The 2,902-nt window shown below is 72.3% G+C and carries 2 protein-coding genes; both read right to left on the minus strand.

The genetic code is table 11. The features are described 5' to 3' along the window. The coding region (locus tag V7Z97_RS19975; RefSeq protein ID WP_334165318.1) for an NAD(P)/FAD-dependent oxidoreductase at positions 1–1,586 on the minus strand (1,586 nt) is incomplete at its 3' end. An 11-nt stretch (positions 1,587–1,597) separates the two neighbouring features. Then, a complete protein-coding gene (locus tag V7Z97_RS19980; protein ID WP_334165321.1) occupies positions 1,598–2,818 on the minus strand; it encodes a nitrate/nitrite transporter in 1,221 nt (406 codons plus the stop codon). Positions 2,819–2,902 lie beyond the last annotated feature (84 nt).

Genomic DNA, 2,902 nt, shown 5'->3' on the forward strand with positions numbered 1-2,902 from the left:
GGGCGGCAGCTCGCGCAGCCGTCGGGGGTGGACCACTCCAGCGCCTGCATGACCGCCGGCATGGACTTCAGCCCCTCGGCGACGATGCGCCGACGCACCTCGTCGTGGCCCTTGCTCGTGCAGCCGCAGACCGGCTTGGGCCCGGTGTGCTCCTGGAAGGCGTCGCCGAGGGTGAGCTTCAGCAGCTTCTCCACCAGCGGGGCGCAGGTCCCGCAGGAGGCCGACGCCTTGGTATGGGCGCGGACCGTCTCCAGGGTCGACAGCCCCTGGTCCGCGATCGCGCGGGTGATCTCGCCCTTGCACACGCCGTTGCAGCCGCAGACCTCGGCCTCGTCGGCCATGGCCGCAACGGCGGCGCTAGGGTCGAGCCCCCGAAGGCCCTCCGTGGCGGCCTGGCCGAACACCAGGGTCTCGCGGATGTCGCCGACCTCCGCGCCGGATCGCATCAGGTCGAAGTACCAGCCGCCGTCGGAGGCGTCGCCGAACAGCACCGCGCCGGCGACCTTGCCGTCCTCCAGGACGATCCGCTTGTAGACCCCGCGGCCGGCGTCGCGGAACACGATGTCCTCGCAGCCGTCGCCGCCGAGATGCTTGCCGGCCGAGAAGACGTCGACGCCGGAGACCTTCAGCCGCGTGGAAAGGGCGGACCCCTCGTAGGCCGCCCGGCCGCCGGTGAGGGTCTCGGCCAGAGTGCGGCACATCTCCCAGATCGGGGCGACCAGGCCGTAGCACTGGCCGCGGTGCTCCAGGCACTCGCCGATGGCGAAGATCGCCGGGTCGGAGGTGGCCAGGGTGTCATCCACCACCACGCCGCGGTTCACCTGCAGGCCGCAGGCCCGGGCGAGCGCCGCGTTCGGGCGGATGCCGACGGCCATCACCAGCAGGTCGCAGGGGAGGACCCGGCCGTCCTTGAGCCGCAGGCCCGCGACGCGGCCGTCGGCGCCGACGATCTCCTCCGACTGGGCCTCCAGCACGGTGTCCACGCCCTTGCCGGCGAGGGCCTCGGCGAGGAGGAAGCCGGCCGAGGGGTCGAGCTGGCGCTCCATCAGCACGTCGAGCAGGTGGACGACCGTCGCGCCCATGCCCCGCCGGCAGAGGCCGTAGGCGGCCTCGATGCCGAGCAGGCCGCCGCCGATCACCACGGCCTTCGCCCCCGGCTTCACCGCAGCGATCATCGCCTCCACGTCGTCGAGGTCGCGGAAGGTGACCACCCCGGCCAGGTCCGCGCCGGGCAGGGGCAGGCGGATCGGCTCGGAGCCGGTGGCCAGGATCAGCCGGTCGTAGGGGACCTCCAGGCCGCCCTCGGCGCGGACCACCTTCGCCTCGCGGTCGATGGCGGTGACGGCGCGACCGGCGTGCAGGGCGATGCCGTTGTCGCGGTACCAGGCTTCGTCGTTGAGGACGATGTCGGCGAAGGCCTTCTCGCCCGCCAGCACCGGCGAGAGCATGATCCGGTCGTAATTCACCCGCGGCTCGGCGCCGAAGATGGTGATCTCGTAGCGGTCAGGATCGCGCTTCAGCACCTCCTGCACCGCCCGGCATCCGGCCATGCCGTTGCCGACGACGACGAGCTTCTGCTTGGCCATGGGCGACACTCCTAGAGACGCAGGGCGCCGGTCGCGCCGGCGAGCTCAGGCCAGGTCCGGCGCCAGCGCGCCTTCACCCCGTTGAGGCCGAGCAGGGCGAGGAGGGCGAGGCCGGCGAAGGCGAGCAGGCCCAGCTGGTAGGAGCCGGTCACCTGCTTGGCCCAGCCGAGGCTGGAGGCGAGGTAGAAGCCGCCGATCCCGCCGGTCATGCCCACGAGGCCGGTGACCACGCCGATCTCGCGGCCGAACCGCTGCGGCGCGAGCTGGAAGACCGCGCCGTTGCCGGCGCCCAGCGCCATCATGGCGAACATGACGAGCGCCAGGGCGACCCAGGCGCTGCCCGGCTGGAAGCTGGTGAGGGCGAGGCCGAGGGCGGCCAGCACATAGACCACCGAGAGCGTCCGCACACCGCCGAACCGGTCGGCGAGCGCCCCGCCCACCGGCCGCAGGAAGGAGCCGGCGAACACGCAGGCGGCGGTGAAGAAGCCCGCGGTCACCGCCGGCAGGCCGTACTCGGAATTGAAGTAGATGGTCAGGGAGGACGAGAGACCGACGAAGCCGCCGAAGGTCACGCTGTAGAGGCCCATCAGCCACCAGGCGTCGCGGACCTTCAGCACGTCCATGTAGGCGGCGAGGCGCTTGGGCGGCGGCCGGTCCGGCGCGTCCTTGGCGAAGATGACGTAGACCACGAAGGCCATCGCCAGCGGCAGGGCGGCCAGGCCGATCACATTCTGCCAGCCGAACGCCTGGGCGAGGCCCGGTGCGAAAAGGGCGGCGAGCGCCGTGCCCGAGTTGCCTGCGCCGGCGATGCCGAGGGCGAGGCCCTGATGCTCGGGCGGGTACCAGCGTGAGGCGAGCGGCAGGGCGACGGCGAAGGAGGCGCCGGCGACGCCGAGCACCACGCCCAGCGCCAGCACCTGGTCGTAGCTGTTCACGCCGAGGAACCAGGCGAGGAGGAGCCCGGCCATCACCACGAGCTGGCCGATGATCCCGGTGCGCTTGGGGCCGATGTGGTCGACGAGCAGGCCCGCGCCGAGTCTGAGGATGGCGCCCGAGAGCACGGGCACGGCGACCATGAAGCCCTTCTCGGCGGGCGTCAGGCCGAAGTCCCTGGCGATGGCGACGCCCAGCGGGCCCAGAAGCACCCAGACCATGAAGCTGAGGTCGAAGTAGAGGAAGGACGCGAGAAGGGTGGGCGCGTGCCCCGCCTTGAGGAACGAGCGGTCGAGCATGGCTGATAGGCCCCGTGCGGGAATGGACGAGCGGCGGCGTCGCCTGGGCGATGGAGGGGCTCGTCATCGAGCCGGTCCGGGGGC

The organism is Phenylobacterium sp., from assembly GCF_036821595.1.
Lineage (GTDB): Bacteria > Pseudomonadota > Alphaproteobacteria > Caulobacterales > Caulobacteraceae > Phenylobacterium.

Coding starts and splice junctions, on each gene's coding strand:
- V7Z97_RS19980 (WP_334165321.1), bottom strand. CDS start 2,818: ATGCTCGACCGCTCGTTCCTCAAGGCGGGGCACGCGCCCACCCTTCTC.